Origin of the sequence: Aeromonas sp. ASNIH8, assembly GCF_002919855.1 — a bacterium.
GTDB lineage: Bacteria > Pseudomonadota > Gammaproteobacteria > Enterobacterales > Aeromonadaceae > Aeromonas > Aeromonas caviae.
Genome location: NZ_PQLN01000103.1, coordinates 1 through 14,869, shown reverse-complemented (window position 1 = coordinate 14,869; position 14,869 = coordinate 1). Strand labels below are relative to the sequence as shown.

13 protein-coding genes are annotated in these 14,869 nt (G+C 65.1%); 12 read left to right on the top strand and 1 reads right to left on the bottom strand.

The window, feature by feature from the left end; genetic code table 11:
• The first annotated feature begins 302 nt into the window (after positions 1–302).
• The 3 genes from ppk2 to C3418_RS19820 all read left to right on the top strand — a co-directional run bounded on the left by ppk2 (position 303) and on the right by C3418_RS19820 (position 2,519).
• Complete coding sequence (ppk2, locus tag C3418_RS19830) at positions 303–1,127, top strand: polyphosphate kinase 2 (RefSeq protein WP_103859124.1); 825 nt, start codon at positions 303–305, stop codon at positions 1,125–1,127.
• 158 nt (positions 1,128–1,285) lie between these two features.
• On the top strand, positions 1,286–2,347 hold the full coding sequence (locus C3418_RS19825; protein WP_103859123.1) for a PQQ-dependent sugar dehydrogenase: 1,062 nt from the start codon (positions 1,286–1,288) through the stop codon (positions 2,345–2,347).
• Between the two features lie 16 nt (positions 2,348–2,363).
• Positions 2,364–2,519 carry an entericidin A/B family lipoprotein gene (locus tag C3418_RS19820; RefSeq protein WP_084202561.1) on the top strand — a complete coding sequence of 52 codons (156 nt, stop codon included), beginning with the start codon at positions 2,364–2,366 and terminating at the stop codon, positions 2,517–2,519.
• A 41-nt stretch (positions 2,520–2,560) separates the two neighbouring features.
• Here C3418_RS19820 and C3418_RS19815 read toward each other — a convergent pair whose 3' ends face one another.
• The gene (locus C3418_RS19815; RefSeq protein ID WP_103859122.1) at positions 2,561–3,349 is read right to left on the bottom strand and encodes a DeoR/GlpR family DNA-binding transcription regulator; all 789 of its coding nucleotides are present in this window, start codon (positions 3,347–3,349) and stop codon (positions 2,561–2,563) included.
• Positions 3,350–3,605: 256 nt separating this feature from the next.
• On the opposite strand from C3418_RS19815, the gene ltnD reads away from it, so the two are divergent.
• From ltnD to C3418_RS19770, 9 genes are all read left to right on the top strand, one after another.
• Complete coding sequence (gene ltnD / locus C3418_RS19810) at positions 3,606–4,514, top strand: L-threonate dehydrogenase (protein WP_103859121.1); 909 nt, start codon at positions 3,606–3,608, stop codon at positions 4,512–4,514.
• Entirely contained in the window at positions 4,511–5,761 is a 1,251-nt protein-coding gene (otnK, locus tag C3418_RS19805; protein ID WP_103859120.1) for a 3-oxo-tetronate kinase, read from the top strand. The genes ltnD and otnK overlap by 4 nt, the downstream gene beginning before the upstream one ends.
• Positions 5,754–6,386, top strand: a complete 633-nt coding sequence (locus C3418_RS19800; RefSeq protein WP_041214644.1) for an aldolase — start codon at positions 5,754–5,756, stop codon at positions 6,384–6,386. Before otnK ends, C3418_RS19800 begins: the two co-directional genes overlap by 8 nt.
• Positions 6,383–7,156 (top strand): 2-oxo-tetronate isomerase, encoded by a 774-nt coding sequence (gene otnI, locus C3418_RS19795; RefSeq protein WP_103859119.1) that lies wholly within the window; start codon positions 6,383–6,385, stop codon positions 7,154–7,156. Before C3418_RS19800 ends, otnI begins: the two co-directional genes overlap by 4 nt.
• A gap of 11 nt (positions 7,157–7,167) precedes the next feature.
• Complete coding sequence (denD, locus tag C3418_RS19790; RefSeq protein ID WP_232092837.1) at positions 7,168–8,142, top strand: D-erythronate dehydrogenase; 975 nt, start codon at positions 7,168–7,170, stop codon at positions 8,140–8,142.
• Positions 8,139–9,644 (top strand): GntP family permease, encoded by a 1,506-nt coding sequence (locus C3418_RS19785; protein WP_010673294.1) that lies wholly within the window; start codon positions 8,139–8,141, stop codon positions 9,642–9,644. Before denD ends, C3418_RS19785 begins: the two co-directional genes overlap by 4 nt.
• A gap of 90 nt (positions 9,645–9,734) precedes the next feature.
• The gene (locus C3418_RS19780) at positions 9,735–10,625 is read left to right on the top strand and encodes a DMT family transporter (RefSeq protein WP_103859117.1); all 891 of its coding nucleotides are present in this window, start codon (positions 9,735–9,737) and stop codon (positions 10,623–10,625) included.
• 59 nt (positions 10,626–10,684) lie between these two features.
• Complete coding sequence (locus tag C3418_RS19775) at positions 10,685–12,622, top strand: methyl-accepting chemotaxis protein (protein WP_103859116.1); 1,938 nt, start codon at positions 10,685–10,687, stop codon at positions 12,620–12,622.
• 681 nt (positions 12,623–13,303) lie between these two features.
• The gene (locus C3418_RS19770) at positions 13,304–14,704 is read left to right on the top strand and encodes an OprD family outer membrane porin (RefSeq protein ID WP_103859115.1); all 1,401 of its coding nucleotides are present in this window, start codon (positions 13,304–13,306) and stop codon (positions 14,702–14,704) included.
• Positions 14,705–14,869: the final 165 nt, after the last annotated feature.

Here is a 14,869-nt window from a genome sequence, read left to right as displayed (position 1 = left end):
CTAAGGGACAGGCCACTGGTTCGACTCCAGTCGGGAACACCATACACAGCAAGGGGCTGGCATCGTCAGATGCCAGCCCCTTGTGCGTTTCTGCGCCATTTCCCCTGCATCCATGGCGGCCAGGTCCCGCCCCCCCTCTTCAATGTCTCACTGCCACCAACAACCCCGCGAGCCCCACCAAAGATGATCCCGGCCATCCCCCGGTAGTTGCCACTCCCGGTGGCGGCACACCGTCATCTACCCTTGAAGGGCGCCGTCCGGCAGGACGGCCCTCCATTCGCCGAGACACAGAGAAGGACATCATGGGCAGCAAACGAAAATCCAGAACGGAAGAACCGGTCGTGGCCGAGGCGCAAAAGCCCCTTGGCAACAAGGCATACGAAAAGGCGCTGCGCCTCTTGCACGTGGAACTGGTCAGGCTGCAGCAGTGGGTGGTGCACAAGGGGCTCAAGGTCTGCATCGTCTTCGAGGGGCGCGACGGGGCCGGCAAGGGGGGCACCATCAAGGCGCTCACCGAGCGGGTCAGCCCCCGGGTCTTTCGGGTCGTCGCACTGCCCGCCCCCACGGAGCGGGAGAAGAGCCAGCTCTACTTCCAGCGCTACATCCCCCATCTGCCGGCGGCGGGGGAGATCGTCATCTTCGATCGCAGCTGGTACAACCGGGCCGGGGTGGAGCGCATCATGGGTTTTTGCAGCGAGGAGGCGAGCGACAAATTCCTAGCTGGCACCCCCATGGTGGAAAAAGCCCTGGTGGACTCTGGCATCATTCTGCTGAAGTACTGGCTGGAGGTGACCCCACAAGAGCAGGAGCGGCGGCTGCGTGATCGCATCGACGATGGCCGCAAGATCTGGAAGCTCTCCCCCATGGACATCAAGTCCTTCGATCGCTGGGATGACTACACCCGGGCGCGGGATGCCATGTTCATCGCCACCGACACCGCCTGGGCCCCCTGGTTCGTGGCCCACTCCGAGGACAAGAAACGGGTGCGCCTCAACATCATCTCCCACCTGCTGGCGCACATCCCCTACGAGGCGCTGCCGGCGGAGCCGGTGAAGCTGCCCAAGCGCAAGATAGGCAAAGTCAAACCATCGGATCACCCGCTTCGCATCGTGCCAGCCCTCTTCTAGCCAGAGGGGGTGAGCCCTGGCTCACCCCCTTTCCCTTCCTGCCCCAAGGAACAACCGGCACCGCCGGTATCACCCAATGGCTTGTTGTTGCTCACGTTTTCCCGTTTGCCTCCCCTATACTTCAGCGACATTCAGGTCTGGCCGCTCGAGGAGGTCCCATGTTGCGACTGTTTGCCCTGCTGCTTGTCTGCCTGGCGCTCCCGGTGCGGGCGCTGACCCTGACCCAAGTGGCGGGGGATCTGCGCCACCCCTGGGGGCTCGCGTTTCTCCCCGATGGCGGCTACCTCGTCAGCGAGCGCCCGGGCCGCCTGCTGCGCATCGACGCCGGTGGCGAGCGCCACCTTATCTCGGGCCTGCCCCCCCTCGCCGCCGCGGGTCAGGGGGGGCTGCTCGATCTCGCCCTGGACGGCGAGGGCTGGGTGTATCTCAGCTACAGCGAGCCGGGGGACGGCGGCGCCGGCACCGCAGTGGCCCGGGCCCGGCTGCAAAAGGACGCCCTCGTCGACTGGCAACTGCTGTTTCGCCAGCAGCCCAAGGTGGCCGGCGGCGCCCACTTCGGCTCCCGTCTGGTGCTGACGGAGGATGGCTATCTCTTTATCACCCTCGGCGACCGTTACACCGAGCGGGAGCGGGCCCAGACCCTCGACAACCATCTCGGTAAGACGGTACGCCTGCACAAGGATGGCCGGGTCCCCGCCGACAATCCCTTCGTGACGACGGCGGGGGCCCTGCCGGAGATCTGGAGCCTGGGCCATCGCAACATGCAGGGGGCCGCGCTGCGCCCGGACAGCCGGCAATTCTGGGCCCACGAGCACGGCCCCCAGGGTGGCGACGAGGTGAACCTCATCCTGCCAGGCCACAACTACGGCTGGCCCAGAGTGACCTTCGGCGAGGAGTACGGTGGCGGCAAGATTGGCGTGGGCCAGAGCGCGCCGGGCCTGACGGCGCCGCGCTGGATCTGGGTACCCTCCATCGCCCCCTCGGGCATGGCGTTCTATCAGGGCGCCCTGTTCAAGGAGTGGCGGGGAGATCTGCTGGTCGGCGCCCTGCGCGGCCAGGCCCTGTTGCGCCTTCGCCTCGACGGGGACACCATAGTGTCACAGGAGCGGTTGCTGACCGATCTGGGGGAGCGGATCCGTACCGTCAAGGAGGGCCCCGACGGCGCGCTCTATCTGCTGACGGACTCGGGTCAGGGACGCCTGCTCAAACTGACCCCATAGGATGCAAGGAGAAAGGATGAACGCGAATCGCATGCTGCTGGTGCTCTGCGCCAGCCTCTGGTTGCTGGGCTGCAACACCATCCACGGGATGGGACGGGACATCGAGAAGGCGGGGGAGGTGATCCAGGGCTCCGCCAACCTGGCGGAGGAGCCGGCGGCAGGCAGCCGCTGACCCAGGGCCCGTCCCTGACCAGTCTCAGGGACCAGGCCCCCTCACTCGCCGCTGACCGCCAGGCTGGCCAGCGGCGCCATGGTCACCCTGACCCCGTGCTGGGCCAGCGCCTCGCGGGCGCTCTGGGGCAGTTGCTCGTCGGTGATCACCTGATCGATCGCATCCCAGCTCACCACGTTGAAGGTCCCCACCTTGCCATATTTGGACGAATCGCAGATGAGGATGCGGGTCGCAGCCGACTCCACCACGGCCCGCTTCACCGGCACCTTCTGTTCGCTCGGGGTGGAGATCCCCTGACTGTCCCAGGAGGAGGCTGACAGGAAGGCAACGTCCAGATGGAGGTTGCGCAGGAAGTGGGCGGTGGCCTCCCCGGCACAGGACTGGTTCTCGCGAATGACCTGGCCCCCGGTGTGATAGAGGCGGCAGCGGCCGTGCTCGATGAGGTAGGCGCAGACCATGAAGTCGTTGGTCACTATCATCAGGTCTTCCCGCAGCGCCAGCTCCCGGGCCAACTCCAGGGAGGTGGTACCGGCATCCAGATAGACGGTGCTACCCTCGCTCACCTGGGCGGCGGCGAGCCGGGCGATGGCCAGCTTGGCCCCCTGCATCAGGCTGCGCTTGGCGGCGTGGGAGGGCTCGCTCTTGATCCGCTGGGAGAGGCTGACCCCGCCCGAGACGGAGAGAACCCGCCCCTGCTCCTCCAGCTTCTGGATGTCGCGCCTGATGGTCATGTGGGAGACCTGCAACCAGTCGGTCAGCTCCACTATGCTGACCACGCCGCGCTCTGCCAGCAGTTGCAGGATACGTTGCTGTCGCTCTACGGGAATCATCTTGCCTCGCGCCTCGGGGAAGGGAAGGCGCCATTCTACCCCAGCGACCTGGGAAAAAATGATAAATAACCTGCAACGGGCTCAAAAATCACATTTATTCACATTAACAACGCCATTTTTTGATTCAAAAGAATCTCAACCCGCGCAAATAACAAAAATTAACATGCATTAAGTTATTTTTTGTGACGACTGCCTGATATTTCATCGCCGCAAGCCTCTACTATCGGCTCATCAGTCGTAATCGAGGAATCACGAGATGAGCACTCCCTATCATGTTGCGGTCATCGGCCTGGGCGCCATGGGCATGGGCGCCGCCCGCTCCTGCCTGCGGGCCGGGCTCACCACCTACGGCATCGATCTCAATGAAGAGGCGCGCAACCAGCTGCAACAGGCCGGTGCCACCGCCGTCATGGCCGATGCCCGCCCCCTGGCGGAGACGCTCGATGCGGTGCTGCTGCTGGTGGTCAACGCCACCCAGGTGCGCCGCATCCTGCTCGGCAACGAGGGGCTGGCCCACCACCTCAAACCGGGCACCGCCATCATGGTCTCCTCCACCATCGCCGCCGAGGAGGCGAGCGCCCTGGCTGCCGAGCTGGCGCTGATGGGGTTGCCGATGCTGGATGCGCCCGTCTCCGGTGGTGCCATCAAGGCCGATGCCGGCGAAATGACGGTGATGGCCGCAGGCGCCGACGCCGCCTTCGACAAGCTAGCCCCTGTGCTGGATGCGGTGGCCGGCAAGGTCTACCGGGTCGGCAGCGAGCCGGGCCAGGGCAGCACGGTCAAGATCATCCACCAGCTGCTGGCCGGGGTGCACATCGCGGTGGCCGCCGAGGCCATGGCCCTGGCCAGCCGGGCAGGCGTGTCCCTGGATCTCATGTATGACGTGGTGACCCATGCCGCCGGCAACTCCTGGATGTTTGAAAACCGCATGCCCCGGGTGCTGGCCGGTGACTACCAGGCCCGCTCCGCAGTGGACATCTTCGTCAAGGATCTCACCCTGGTGGCCGACACCGCCAAGGCGCTGCGCTTCCCGCTGCCGCTCGCGAGCACGGCGCTGAACATGTTCCTCGGCGCCAGCAACGCAGGACACGGCCAGGAAGATGACAGCGCCGTCATCAAGATCTTCTCAGGCATCACCCTGCCGGGTCAGGAGGAGCAAGCATGAAACTCGGAGTCATCGCAGACGACTTCACCGGCGCCACCGACATCGCCGGTTTCCTGGTGGAGAACGGCCTCGCCACCATCCAGTTTGCCGGTATCCCGGCTGAGGCGGATCTGACCGGGGTCGACGCCGTGGTGATCAGCCTCAAGAGCCGCTCCTGCCCGGCCGATGAGGCAGTGCGCGACTCCCTGGCGGCCCTCGACTGGCTCAAGGCCCGCGGCTGCCCGCGCATCTACCAGAAGTACTGCTCCACCTTCGACAGCACGGCGGCGGGCAACATCGGCCCCGTCACCGACGCCCTGCTGGCGGCGCTGGAGAGCAAGTTCACCCTGATCTGCCCGGCCCTGCCGGTAAACGGTCGCACCGTCTATCAGGGCAACCTCTTCGTCGGCGCCCAGCCGCTCGCCGAGTCCGGCATGCGCCATCACCCCATCACTCCCATGACCGACAGCAACCTGCTGCGGCTGATGGAGGGACAGGCCCAGGGCCGCGCCGGTCTGGTGCCGTTCAATACCATCGCACAGGGTCCCGGCGCCATTGCCGACGCCTTTGAGCAGCTAACGCAAGCTGATGTGCGCTACGCCGTGGTTGACACCCTGACCGAGCAGCACCTGCTGGACATCGCCACCGCAGCCCTCGACATGCCCCTGGTGACCGGCGGATCCGGCCTCGCCATCGGCCTGGCTCGTCAGCTTGGCAGCGGCGATCTGCAGGGTGCCCGCGAAGCGGGCTGGCCCAGAGGCAGCCGCGCCGCGGTGCTGTCGGGCTCCTGCTCAGAGATGACCAACCGTCAGGTGGCCCGCTATCGCCAGCACGCCCCTGCCCTGGCGCTGGATGTGGTGCGCTGCCTCGAGGATGCCGACTACCCTGCCGAGCTGGCGCGCTGGGTACTGGACCAGCCCCGTACCCCGGCGCCGCTGGTCTACGCCACCACCAGCCCGGTTGAGCTGGCCCGCATTCAGGAAACCCACGGCCAGCAGGCGGCCAGCGACGCGGTGGAACACTGCTTTGCCCGCCTCGCCCAACTGCTGCAAGGCGCCGGTGTGGACCGCTTCATCATCGCCGGTGGCGAGACCTCGAGCCGGGTCACCCAGGCCCTCGGCGTCAAGGCGTTCCACATAGGCCCGCAGATCGCCCCCGGTGTGCCCTGGGTGCGGGCCATCGACGCCCCCCTGTCGCTGGCCCTCAAATCCGGCAATTTCGGGAGCGACGACTTCTTCGACAAGGCTCAGGAGTACTTCCATGACTGAACAGGCACTGCGCGACACCATGGTGATGCTGGGGGCTTCCCTCTTCCAGCGCGGTTATGCCACCGGGGGCGCCGGCAACCTCTCCGCCCTGCTGCCGGACGGTACCCTGATCGCCACCCCGACTGGCTCCTGCCTGGGACGGCTCAGCGCCGACAGGCTCTCTCATGTCAACCTGCAGGGGGAACACCTGGGAGGTGATCGCCCCTCCAAGGAGGTGGCCTTCCACCTCGCCATCTACCACAACAATCCGGACTGCCGGGCCGTGGTGCACCTGCACTGCACCCACCTGACCGCCCTCTCCTGTCTGGAGGGGCTGGATCCGGCCAACGTCATCCGCCCCTTCACCCCCTACTACGTGATGCGGGTCGGCCAGTTGCCGCTCATCCCCTACTACAAACCGGGGGATGCCCGCATCGCCGAGGAGCTGGGGCGCCGCGCTCCCGAAGGCAACGCCTTCCTGCTTGCCAACCACGGCCCCGTGGTGACGGGCAAGGATCTGGTGGATGCAGTCAACAACATGGAAGAGCTGGAGGAGACGGCGCGCCTGGCACTGATGCTTCATGGCCACTCCATCCGCTACCTGAGCGAACCCGAAATTGATGAATTGAGGAGGATGAAACCATGAGCAAGTTTGCCGCCAATCTCACCATGCTGTTCACCGAGGTGCCGTTCCTGGAGCGCTTCGCCGCCGCCCGCGACGCAGGCTTCGAGGCGGTGGAGTTCCTCTTCCCCTACGAGTGGCCGGCCGCCGAGCTGGGCCGCCGCTTGCGCGAGCAGGGGCTCTCCCAGGCCCTGTTCAACATGCCGCCGGGCAACTGGGCGGCAGGGGAGCGCGGCATGGCCGCCATTCCGGGGCGGGAAGCGGAGTTTCGCGGCCACCTGCCAAGCGTGCGTGACTATGCCCTGGCGCTCGGCTGCACCAAGGTACACGCCATGAGCGGCATCGTGGACCCTGCTCATAACCTCTCGGCCCACCGCCAGACCCTGATCGACAACATCCGCTTCGCCGCCGACTTCCTGGCCGAAGACGGCATCAAGGTGCTGCTGGAGCCGCTCAACGATAGAGATGTGCCCGGCTACTTCCTGGCCCACCAGCTCGACGCCCTGGCCCTGGTGCAGGAGATAGACAGGCCCAACGTGGGGGTGCAGCTTGACCTCTACCACGCCCAGATCATGGACGGGGATCTCACCCGCCTCATCGGCAAGCTGGGTCCGGCCATCGGCCACGTCCAGATCGCCTCGGTGCCGGATCGCCACGAGCCGGACGAGGGGGAGATCGCCTACCCCCACCTGTTCAAGGCGCTGGCGCAGGCGGGCTACCACGACTGGATAGGCTGCGAGTACAACCCCAGAGCCGGCACCCGGGAAGGGCTGGGCTGGCTGACACAACAATAACGACCCTGAACATGAACGAGTCTGAGGATAACAAGATGCAGATCATCATCACCGGCGGCGGTGGCTTCCTGGGCCAGAAACTGGCCCGGGCCCTGCTGCAAGGCCCCCACCCCTTCACCGAGCTGCTGCTGGTGGACATCCAGCAGCCGCAATCCCCCCTACCGGACCCCAGGGTTCGCTGTCTGCGGGCCGACCTCACCGAACCCGGTGTCGCCGAGTCCCTCATCAGCGAGCGGACCGCCGTGGTCTACCACCTGGCCGCCATCGTCAGCAGCCACGCGGAGCAGGACTTCGATCTGGGCTGGCAGGTCAACCTGGACACCACCCGCACCCTGCTGGAGGCGTGCCGCCATGCCCGGCCGGGCATCCGCTTCGTCTTCACCAGCTCGCTCGCCGTCTATGGCGGCCCGCTGCCAGAGCTGGTGAATGACGGCACGGCGCTCACCCCCACCTCCTCCTACGGCGCCCAGAAGGCCATGGGAGAGCTGCTGGTCAACGACTACAGCCGCAAGGGCTTCGTCGACGGTCTGGTATTGCGCCTGCCCACCATCTGCGTGCGGCCGGGCAAGCCGAACCGCGCCGCCTCCTCCTTTGTCAGCAGCATCATCCGCGAGCCGCTGCAAGGGGAGAGCGCCATCTGCCCGGTGAGCCCGGATCTGCGCCTCTGGCTCTCCAGCCCCGCCACCGTGGTCGCGAACTTCCTGCTGGCGGCCAGACTTCCCGCCACCGGTGACGCCCGCAGTATCAACCTGCCCGGCATCAGCGTGACCGTCGGCGAGATGCTGGAAGCCCTCGCACGGGTCGGTGGCCAGGCGGCCCGGGATCGGGTGCAGTTTGCCGCCGATCCGGCCATCGAGCGCATCGTCGCGAGCTGGCCGGGACGCATCGACAACCAGCGGGCCAGCACCCTCGGCTTCGCGGCAGACAGGACGTTTGCCGACATCATCGACAGTTTCATCACCCATGACATGCAGGAGGCATCATGAGCGACATCCCAACCCCCATCATCGGTCTCATCATCGCGGTCTTCGTGCTGGTGTTCCTGGTCATCCGCACCCGGGTGCACGCCCTGATCGCCATGCTGGCGGCGGCCTGCATCGCCGGGATCACCGGCGGCATGAGCATCGACAAGACCCTCACCGTGATCACCCAGGGCTTTGGCTCCACCCTCGGCAGCATCGGCATCGTCATCGGCCTCGGGGTCATGATGGGTCGCCTGCTTGAGGTCTCCGGCGCCGCCGAACAGATCGCCTACAGCTTCATCAAGTGGCTCGGCAAGCGCCGCGAGGAGTGGGCACTGGCCATCACGGGCTACATCGTCAGCATCCCCATCTTCGTGGATTCCGCCTTCGTCATCCTCTATCCGGTGGCCAAGGCGCTGGCAAAAAGCGGCAAGCGCTCCCTGCTCACCCTGGGGGTGGCGCTCGCGGGCGGCCTGGTGGTAACCCACCATACCGTGCCGCCGACCCCGGGCCCGCTGGGGGTTGCCGGCCTGTTTGGCGTGGACATCGGCGCCATGCTGCTGACCGGCATGGCCCTGGCCATCCCCTGCGTGCTCGGCATCGTCTTCTACGCCCAGTGGCTCGACAAGAAGTACCCCGAGTTCGGTGCACAGGCCGCCCAGACCCCGGACGAGCTGCAAGCCACCTATGAGCAGTACCTCAAGGAGAAGGAGGGCAAGACCCTGCCGAGCCTGACCCTGTCGCTGCTGCCGATCCTGGTGCCCATCGTGCTCATCTTCGTCAAGGCCATCTTCACCACTCTGGCCACCCTGGAGGGCATGGACGGCCTGATGGCGAACCCCCTGGTGCAGGGCATCAACTTCATCGGCACCCCCATCATCGCGCTGGCCATCAGCGTGCTGCTGGCGGTCTATACCCTGGTCCCGCACATGGACAGGCACGCCACCGCCGCACGCCTGGAAGAGGGACTGCAATCCGCCGGCATCATCCTGCTGGTGACCGGTGCCGGCGGGGCGCTGGGGGCCGTGCTGCGCGACAGTGGCGCAGGTCAGCAACTGGCCGAGCAGATCGCCCAATTGCCCATCTCCCCCATCCTGATCCCCTTCATCGTGGCGACCCTGGTGCGCCTCATCCAGGGGTCCGGCACCGTGGCCATGGTGACGGCGGCCTCCATCTCCGCCCCCATCCTGGCGCAGATCCCCGGGGTCAACATGCTGCTGGCCGCCCAGGCCGCCACCATGGGGTCGCTCTTCTTCGGTTACTTCAACGACAGCCTGTTCTGGGTGGTCAACCGCATGATGGGCATCTCCGACGTCAAGCAGCAGATGATCGTCTGGTCCATCCCGACCACCATCGCCTGGGCCATCGGCGGCACCGGCGTCGCCCTGCTGAACCTGCTGTTCGGCTCCGGCGGCACCTGGTTCGACCCCGTGCTGCCGCTGCTGGTGCTGGCCCTCATCGTCTGGTACGTCAAGGGGCAGTCCCTGGCTCCGGCGGCAGGGGCCGTCCCGAGCCGGGAGTCATAACCCGCACCGTCACGGCAACGCTGTGTGACGAGGGCCAGTCTGCTAGACTGGCCCTCTTTTTCGTTCATTCATCTTGCAAAGGAGTGTTGGATGCCTGCGTCTTCCTGGTGGGACAAGTCTACCGGTTTTGCCCTGCTCACCATCTTGTTGTGGGCCTCTCTCGCCGCGCTCACCTCCCGGATCACCAGCGTCTCGCCGCTGGTGCTGGTGGGGCTGGTGCTGCTGTTCTGCGGGGCGGGCACTCTGCCATTCTGGCGCCAGTGGCGCGCCAGCCCCCTCACCTGGCTGGTGACCATCACCGCCCTGCTGCTCTATCACCTGCTGCTGTTCACAAGCTTTCGCCACGCCCCCGTGCTGGAGGCAAACCTCATAAACTACCTGTGGCCGCTGTGCATCATCCTGTTCACCCCCTTGCTGCTGCCGGGTCATCCCCTGAGCCTGCACCATCTGCTGGCCGGGGCCCTGGGTCTCGCGGGATCGGTGCTGGTGATGGTCGATGGTCACCTGCAGTTGCAACAGGCCCATCTGCCCGGCTACCTGCTGGCCCTCGGCGCCGCCATCGTCTGGGGCGCCTATTCCGTGCTCTCCCGCCGCCTGCCTCCCGCTCCCGCCGTGGTCACGGCCGCCGCCTGCCTGCCCGCAGGGCTCCTGGCCCTGCTGCTGGCATGGATGCTGGAAGGCCCCTTGCCATTCGCCCGGATCCCCCTGGGGGACTGGCTGCTCATCGCCGGGCTCGCCCTCGGCCCCATGGGGGCAGCCTTCGTCACCTGGTATCTGGCGCTGCGAGACGGGGATCCGCGCCGCATCGGTGCGCTCGCCTACCTCACTCCCTTGCTGAGCACCCTGCTGCTGGTCTGGCTCAACGGAGAGGCGCTCACCCCGCGCCATCTGCTGGCGGGGGGACTCATCATGGGCGGCGCCCTGCTCGGCCTGCTGGTGAAGAGCCCAAGTCAACGGGAGCTGGCACAGCCACTGTCATAAAAACGCCATCAGACCTGATTAAGCTCGCGCCCATTGCGTGATTCAAGCAGGAATCTGATGTGAAAATTGCCCATTTTTCCTCCCTCTCTTCCCTCGTCTTGCTGCTGGTGGCCGGTGTCCAGGCCACCGCGCTCTATCATGGCTGGCAACAATTCAACCACTCGGCCCAGGCCCAGCGTTTGCAGGAGCGCCTGCAACAGCAACTGAGCGGTCCGCTGCAGGGGGCGCTTCGCGACTATCTCGGCAGCGGGGATCCCCTGTTGCTGGCCCAGGCACAGGGGGTGCGCCAGCAGGCGCTGGCGCTGTTGTCCCGCCTGGAGGATCCCCAGACCCAGCCGCTAAACGCCCGGCTTGAGCAGATGAAAACCCGCATTGACGGCGACTATCTGGCGGCGGGCAAGCTCTCCGGCAACAGCCAGTGGTTGCTGCAAAATGCCGAGAACGAGTTGACCACCCAGGCCAAAGCCTTGCTCCGTTACGGCCAGCAGGGAGCAGCCGCCGGGCGGGATCCGGCCCTTGCCGAGCAGTATCGCCAGGGGGCGGCCGACATCCTGACCGCCCTCCCCTCCCTCGCCCACCAGCGCCAGAACTACATGGAGCAGGCGAGTGCCAAGCGTCTCGAAGGGCTGCAATTCGAGCTGGCTGCCCTGCAAAAGCAGGCCGACTCCCTGGCCGCCCTGCCGAGCCTGGCACTTTTCGAGGAGGCACCGGCCGACGAATTCACCCTGGGAGAGCCGATACGCAAGGAGCTCGGGGATCAGCCCAAAGCCGAGCTGACCTCCCTGCTCAAGCGCTATCCCCAGGAGCTGGAAAACAGCCGCAAGGCGCTGCAACAGCAGCAGGCCGCTCGTCAGATGGTGCAGCAGGACATCACCCAGCTGCTGCAAGCGGGGGAGCAATTGGGTGAACAACTCGCCGCCGCCCGTCAGACCATGAACCGGGAGCTGGCCACAGTGCTCGGCGTGCTGGCGCTCTGCCTGGTCGTGGTGGCCCTGCTGTTCGCCCTGGTGCAGCGTCGCTGGCTGGTCAGGCCCCTGCTGCAACTGCGGGCAGCCTTTCTGCAGCTCGACGCCACGGGTCAGGCCCAGCTGCTGACCCCGGGGCGCGAGCGCAACGAACTGGCGGACATCGTCGCGAGCTACAACCGCCTGATACAGCGCCTGCAACAGGATCAGCAGCAGAAGGCGGGGCAGCTCTCCAGCGTCTCTTCCAGCCTGCAGGAGATGGTGGAGCAGGTGCAGGAAATCCATCACAGCACCCGCACCACGGAGCAGGCGGTGGATGAGAGCGACACCATGATGCAGGAGCTCAACCAGCTCGCCAGCGAGGTGCACCAGGTCGCCGCCGAAATCGCCCAGCACGCCCAGCACAATGAACACTCCATGAGCCAGAGCGAGCGGCTGGTCGGGGGCATGCTGACGGCTACCGCCCAGACCGGGCTCGCCATCGACGAGAGCAGCGGCGCCCTGGCCCAGCTGACCCGCTCGGTGGAGGACGTGACCGCCATCGTCGACGTCATCGGCCATATCTCCCAGCAGACCAACCTGCTGGCCCTCAACGCCGCCATCGAGGCGGCCAGGGCCGGGGAGCAGGGACGCGGCTTCGCGGTCGTCGCCGACGAGGTGCGCCACCTCTCCGCCGACACCCAGCGCTCCCTCGGCCAGATCACCGAGATCCTGGCCAGCCTCACCCAGGCGGGGGATCAGCTCGCCACCGTGCTGGCCCGCATCACCGCAGAGGCCGCCGAGCAGCGCCAGCAGGCGGAGCAACTGCGCCAGACCACCCTGACGGTGCGGGAGATGGCGCGCAGCACCGCCGTCATCGCCCTGCAAGGCGCCGACAATGCCAAGAGTCAGGAGCACAGGCTGGCGAGCTTCGCCGCCCTCATCGGTCGCATCAGCCAGCACGCCCGCCAAGGCAGCCGCCTCTCGGTACAGGTCTCGGAGCACATCCACCACCAGGCCCAGCAGATCCCCCGGATCCTGAGCCAGACCTGATAACCCCCGGGTCTGGTTCGCACCAGACCCGGGGCGCGCTCCCTGTCAATCTCCCCGCGGCCCGGCCTTGCCGCAACCCTTCCCCTGATACTCCCGTCATGTCCTCACGGCCAATGACGGGTTGCCTCATCCATTCAGTCACAGGCTCCCTCACCCCTTTCACATCTCTGGTCCCCCTGTCTGTCGGGGCGACGGCTCACGCTCACGACAGTGGGCATCCGGCCGGGCCCATCTTTTTTTGTGATACAAAATTATATGTTGCCACCGGGTTAACAAAGAAAGTTCTGCCTTGACCGCAAGATCTGCGCAGGAGAACGGTGAAATCACCATGAAAGCGCTGTCATTGCCGACATGAGTGGCCTGGGAGTGCCCACACCAAGAATCATGATTATTTGCACTCGGTCATATTTTTGAAACTTGCCGGGAACTTTACATTGATATTTCGCACCGCGAACGTACTCTTGGTGATGTCAGATCGCCAAGGATCGACAGCCAAAAAATAACGACTGTAACGATGCAGATAGCCCCGACCGATGCGCCAAGGCATCAGGCACAAGGGCACGACAGAGAACCATTTTTTTGCCCTTCGGGGTGTTGATTGCAATGCCAATACCGAGCGGCGGGTGCCTACCCGGCTGCCGGATAAAAAAGCTAAGTCCATAAAATCAGGAGCAATAACAAATGGAAAAAGTGATCTTCAAGCGCGCCGCGTTGAGTGCTGCCGTGGTCGCGGCACTGGTCGCACCCGGCATGGCGTTCGCCGCTCAAGACATGATGAGCCCGGAATACGGCAAGTCCTACAGCGCCTTCATCGACGAAGGCAAGCTCACCGGTGGCCTGTTCTACTTCCAGCGTGAGCGTGATCGCGTCCAGGCCGGTCCGGGTCAGGATGGCAAATACCACTCCAACCTGAGCCATGCCACTACCCAGGCAGCCCTGAACTTCAACTCCGGCTATGCATGGGGTGTGGTCGGCGTCGACGTGGGCGGCTTCGGTGCCTACGATCTGGCCGTTGACGAGAGCAATGGCGTCAACGAAGAGAACGAGTTCTCCTTCTGGGGCGACAAGTGGGGTTCAGGTGGTGACGGTGTTCCCGAGAACGGCTTCAGCCTCTCCAACGCCGCCCTGAAATTCAAGTTCGGTGACGCCGTCACCGCCAAGGGTGGTTACACCCAGCTCTATGTACCCGGCATCCTCGGCGTCAACTGGTCCTATCAACCCGGTACCTACCGTGGTGGCCAGATCGAAGGCACCTTCGGCGGCCTCTACCTGACCTACGCCATCGCCGACGAGTACAAGGCACCCTGGTTCAAGAACACCACCGGCTTCTCCAAGAGCAGCCCCTATGCCAGCGATCCCTTCACCGATGCGAACAAGATCGACTACATCCACGGTCTGGCCGCTCGCTACACCTTCGAGAACGGCACTGCCGTCACAGCCGGCTTCGGTCAGTCCGAAGGCTACATGAACAGCTACCACTTCAAGCTGGCCCATAAGTTCGACGTACTGGGTGGCCTGAACACCGGCTACCAGTTCTACGGTTCCGACACCGAGAACAGCGACTATGACGGCCTGGCCTGGCAACAAGCCCTGACCGCCAGCTGGGCAGCTGGCCCCTATGGCTTCCGTCTGGAAGGCCTGTGGACCAAGGCTGAAGGGGATCTGGGCAACTACCTGCCCCGTCTGACCCGCGGCTACGGCAACTCCCAGGGCGCGAACGAAATCTGGTGGGATTCCCGCTCCGACTGGAACCACAACGACGAGAAGGCCCTGTTCTTCGGCGTGACTCGTTCCCTGGATGATCTGGTGGGTGCACCGGGCTGGGGCGTGGGTGTCTCCGGTGCCTACGGCTGGGATGCCAACAACGGCGACAAGTCCCTGGAAGGCGGCAAAGAGTGGGCGGCGAACTTCGACGTCATGTACACAGTGCAGGACGGCAAGCTGAAGGGCACCCTGTTCAAGCTGCACTACACCGACTACAACAACGAACAGGACGACAAGGGCAGCTGGTACTACCCGAACATGTTCAGCTCCGAGCATGACGTCAAGTTCCACATCATCATGCCGTTCACCATCATGTAATCAGGCATCTGACGTGACCGAAAACCGGGCCTCTGGCCCTAATGCCGATCAGTTAAGGATCCATTGACCGATCCTCAGGCTGTGTAAGAATCCGAAACTCCTTGTTGGGTTTCGGATTTTTTTATGCGTATCGACCAAGCTCTCGACTTCATTCACGCCTGTCCT

Bases quoted from the DNA above. Each gene is read 5' to 3' on its own strand.
- ppk2 (WP_103859124.1), top strand. From the start codon at position 303: ATGGGCAGCAAACGAAAATCCAGAACGGAAGAACCGGTCGTGGCCGAG.
- C3418_RS19825 (WP_103859123.1), top strand. From the start codon at position 1,286: ATGTTGCGACTGTTTGCCCTGCTGCTTGTCTGCCTGGCGCTCCCGGTG.
- C3418_RS19820 (WP_084202561.1), top strand. From the start codon at position 2,364: ATGAACGCGAATCGCATGCTGCTGGTGCTCTGCGCCAGCCTCTGGTTG.
- C3418_RS19815 (WP_103859122.1), bottom strand. From the start codon at position 3,349: ATGATTCCCGTAGAGCGACAGCAACGTATCCTGCAACTGCTGGCAGAG.
- ltnD (WP_103859121.1), top strand. From the start codon at position 3,606: ATGAGCACTCCCTATCATGTTGCGGTCATCGGCCTGGGCGCCATGGGC.
- otnK (WP_103859120.1), top strand. From the start codon at position 4,511: ATGAAACTCGGAGTCATCGCAGACGACTTCACCGGCGCCACCGACATC.
- C3418_RS19800 (WP_041214644.1), top strand. From the start codon at position 5,754: ATGACTGAACAGGCACTGCGCGACACCATGGTGATGCTGGGGGCTTCC.
- otnI (WP_103859119.1), top strand. From the start codon at position 6,383: ATGAGCAAGTTTGCCGCCAATCTCACCATGCTGTTCACCGAGGTGCCG.
- denD (WP_232092837.1), top strand. From the start codon at position 7,168: ATGAACGAGTCTGAGGATAACAAGATGCAGATCATCATCACCGGCGGC.
- C3418_RS19785 (WP_010673294.1), top strand. From the start codon at position 8,139: ATGAGCGACATCCCAACCCCCATCATCGGTCTCATCATCGCGGTCTTC.
- C3418_RS19780 (WP_103859117.1), top strand. From the start codon at position 9,735: ATGCCTGCGTCTTCCTGGTGGGACAAGTCTACCGGTTTTGCCCTGCTC.
- C3418_RS19770 (WP_103859115.1), top strand. From the start codon at position 13,304: ATGGAAAAAGTGATCTTCAAGCGCGCCGCGTTGAGTGCTGCCGTGGTC.